The organism is Escherichia sp. MOD1-EC6475 (assembly GCF_003046645.1).
GTDB lineage: Bacteria > Pseudomonadota > Gammaproteobacteria > Enterobacterales > Enterobacteriaceae > Escherichia > Escherichia ruysiae.
Genome location: NZ_PZKQ01000090.1, coordinates 1 through 3745, shown reverse-complemented (window position 1 = coordinate 3745; position 3745 = coordinate 1). Strand labels below are relative to the sequence as shown.

General features: G+C 39.3%; 4 protein-coding genes and 1 pseudogene. 3 read left to right on the top strand and 2 right to left on the bottom strand.

What is annotated here, in order from left to right:
• The 3 genes and pseudogenes from A7589_RS21875 to A7589_RS21865 form a co-directional block, all read left to right on the top strand.
• Positions 1–158 (top strand): annotated as a pseudogene (locus A7589_RS21875) (GtrA family protein); the annotation flags it as partial.
• Positions 155–1066, top strand: coding sequence for a glycosyltransferase family 2 protein (locus tag A7589_RS21870; protein WP_021550979.1), 912 nt, complete (start codon positions 155–157; stop codon positions 1064–1066). The pseudogene A7589_RS21875 and the gene A7589_RS21870, both read left to right, overlap by 4 nt.
• Before the next feature lie 29 nt (positions 1067–1095).
• Complete coding sequence (locus A7589_RS21865) at positions 1096–2607, top strand: glucosyltransferase domain-containing protein (RefSeq protein WP_165797967.1); 1512 nt, start codon at positions 1096–1098, stop codon at positions 2605–2607.
• An 81-nt stretch (positions 2608–2688) separates the two neighbouring features.
• Here the strand turns inward: A7589_RS21865 and A7589_RS21860 are convergent, their stop codons facing one another.
• Both A7589_RS21860 and A7589_RS21855 read right to left on the bottom strand, forming a co-directional pair.
• Entirely contained in the window at positions 2689–3360 is a 672-nt protein-coding gene (locus A7589_RS21860) for a hypothetical protein (protein ID WP_133174901.1), read from the bottom strand.
• Positions 3335–3745, bottom strand: a 411-nt coding sequence (locus A7589_RS21855) for an IS3 family transposase (protein ID WP_001417832.1), incomplete at its 5' end; no start/stop codon positions are given. The genes A7589_RS21855 and A7589_RS21860, both read right to left, overlap by 26 nt.

Here is a 3745-nt window from a genome sequence, read left to right as displayed (position 1 = left end):
ATATAGGGGCAAATCCAGGAACACTGAGTGCTACTGTTGGATGGGCTGCTGATAAGTGCTCATTTCCTCCAATTATCACTCTTATCACCTTCTCCGCCATCAGTCTGGTGTGCGGTTTCGTCTATTCAAAGTTCATTGTCTTTAGGGATACGAAATGAAGATATCTCTTGTAGTTCCTGTCTTCAATGAAGAAGAAGCGATACCAATTTTTTATAAAACGGTACGTGAATTCGAAGAGTTGAAGCCATATGAAGTGGAAATTGTTTTCATAAATGACGGAAGCAAAGACGCTACGGAGTCAATTATTAATGCTCTGGCTGTTTCAGACCCGCTGGTTGTTCCGCTGTCATTTACACGAAACTTTGGTAAAGAACCAGCATTGTTTGCAGGGCTAGACCATGCAACCGGAGATGCTGTAATTCCAATTGATGTTGACCTGCAAGATCCGATTGAGGTTATTCCCCACCTCATCGAAAAGTGGCAGGCAGGCTCTGATATGGTGCTGGCTAAGCGAACTGATCGCTCAACTGACGGACGACTGAAACGCAAAACAGCAGAGTGGTTTTATAAATTGCACAACAAAATAAGCAACCCAAAGATCGAGGAGAATGTCGGCGATTTCCGGTTAATGAGCCGTGAAGTTGTCGAAAACATTAAGCTTATGCCAGAGCGCAACCTTTTTATGAAAGGTGTGCTGAGTTGGGTTGGCGGTCGCACAGATGTTGTGGAATACGCGAGGGCAGAACGTGTTGCCGGTGACTCTAAATTCAATGGATGGAAATTGTGGAACCTAGCACTTGAGGGTATCACGAGCTTCTCGACCTTCCCTCTTCGCATGTGGACGTATATTGGTTTATTAGTCGCTGGGCTAGCATTTATATATGGCTCATGGATGATTTTTGACACTCTAATTTTTGGTAATTCTGTTCGTGGATACCCATCTTTACTTGTATCAATCCTCTTTTTAGGCGGTGTACAACTGATTGGGATAGGGGTTCTTGGTGAGTATATAGGTAGAATATATATAGAGTCTAAATCAAGACCAAGATATATCATTAAAAAATAGACAAACTACGGAATCACATGGATTATACAATGAGCAAATTAATTACTGGCCATAAAATTATTAAATATCATATGGACTCAAAAGGTAAATTATTTTTAATATATTTATCATCTCTTTGTTTTATTTATATCATCCCGATAATAATTGCCAATAGATACTACATAGACGATCTTGGAAGAGCACAGGATGGTTATTTTGGATGGAGTTCAAATGGAAGACCTCTTGCGGACCTATTAATGTCTTTAGTTAACTTGAATGCAGAGTCAACAATTGACATTTCTCCGCTTACATTATTTATCGGGATAATAATTTTTATTATATGCGCATATTTATATTTTCGTTCAAACCTTAACCACTTTAATAGCATAGCTTCAGCCGTTATATGCTTTCTAATTATTGCAAACCCTTTTCTGCTTGAAAATTTATCTTATAAATTCGATGTTGTACCAATGATAGCAGCGTTGTCACTTATGCTGCTCCCGTTCCTATCGTACAGTTCAAAATTATTAAAATGGTTTTTCTCAGTTTCTTTCGTTGTTATATCCCTTTGCCTGTACCAGGCTGTTATAGGATTTTTTGTGTGTCTGGCAGTAATAGAATTCATAATTAACGCATCTAATAAGCAATACACAAAACAACTAGACCTAATTATAGATATTTTATGTAGAGCTGCGCAATTACTTGTTGGATACTTTATATATAGCAACATTTCAGCTCACTTCGTATTCGGAGAATATAACATTGAGCACTCCACATTAATAAGTATTGATCGTGAAGGAATTAATATTTTCATAAATAATGCATTGGCATTTTTATCAATGGTGTTGCTATATGTTAATGGCATGCTATTACTTTCATTAATTTCCTTGGCTACAGTTTCAATATTTATTATAAAGACAGCCATTGGAATATTTAACAATAACAGAAGATCATTTTTAAATTTAATTATAATTATTTTGTTATTGATATCTCCATTAATAATAATGGCATTTGCTGCAATACATTTATGTTTATTAAAATATCCAGTATTCTCAGATAGAGTCATGGCTTCGTTTAGCGGATTTATGCTATTAGTTGGCATATCTTATTTTTCTTTAATTAAAAACTTTAAGCATCATATCATATTATCAACACCTTTCGTATTACCGCTTCTAGTCTACTCATACGCATTTGGAAGTGCTATGGACGCTCAAAATAAATTTGATTATTTTTTATCGTATATCATGGCAGAGGAAATATCACGTAACGATCCAGAGGCCACAAAAACCATCATGTTTTTTGGAGTGCAACCTTCATCTCCGCAAAGAGATAATGCTATAAGAAGATTTCCCTCCCTCTCTTCAGTTGTTCCTCTTTACTATAATAATGGATGGTGGGGAAAAGGTATGATAAAAATGTTTGGTATACAGAATCCCATAGAGAATGCCAATTATACGATTAACCCATGCGAAATGAAAATGGTTTCAAAAGGACAAATGTATAATACATTTGTGAATGACAAGTATTTTGTCATTGATTTTAGAAAGATTAGTTGCAAATAAGTCCCCCCCCCCTCTCGGGAATTAGATAATTTTCATGAGGGGGGGCATACAAATGCACTTTCAAAATTAACCTTTAGAAGGTTAATCCCAGTCAGACACGCAGGAGTAAGTAATGCTCCCCCTTAAACTACTCCCATTAATTAAGTCAGATGGACCTAGAGCTGAAGACACACCACTAGTTGTAGTTGACTTGTAAAACATAATTTGGTTGTCATCCCTTAGTATTACACAAGTGATATTACCAACCCCTGTGGCAAGACCTAAAGCTATAGATACACTACCGCTACCAGACTGTGCCGCAGCATAAGGTAAGCCATTTATCAAAAGTTGACCTACTTTGCCAGATATGTCAGGGATGGTGATATTAAATTCTACCGTAGCAATGTTACCACTCTTAGTGAACTTAATGTCCTTGGTTCCACCAGTAACTGGGCCACTATTTGCAAAGACCACATCGGATGTAAGATCCAGAGTTTTGCTAAGGAATTTAGGTTCAAGGGTTACAGTGATAGCCGCGCCAGTCGTTTTAGCGATGTAGCTATTGCCATCAGTACTGTTGTAGATAAACGTGTTACCAGCAGCGTTAGTTGCCACCAACGGGATACGCCCTGTATTCCCAAAAGTCCCCCCATTAACAACTACTTTATTCCCGGAACCAAGTAACCAGAAATCCCGACTCCATTTTGCCGGATCCCCGTAAACCATAGTATTATTGATGGATTTGCCCCTATATTTCCAGACACCTGTTATCACTTAACCCATTACTGGCCTGCTGCCGCAGATATTCCCGTGGCGAGCGATAACCCAGCGCACTATGCGGATGCCATTCGTTATAATGCTCGAACGCCTCTGCAAGGTTCTTTGCTGCCGTTAACCCGTCTGGTTTAGGCATGATACTGATGTAGTCACGCTTTATCGTTTTCACGAAGCTCTCTGCTATTCCGTTACTCTCCGGACTCCGCACTGCCGTGTTCTTCGGTTCAAGCCCCAACATCCGGGCAAACTGCCGTGTTTCATTAGCCCGGTAGCATGAACCATTATCCGTCAGCCACTCCACTGGAGACGCCGGAAGCTCGTTGCCGAAGCGGCGTTCCACCGCTCCCAGCATTACGTCCTGTACTGTTTCACTGTCGAAGCC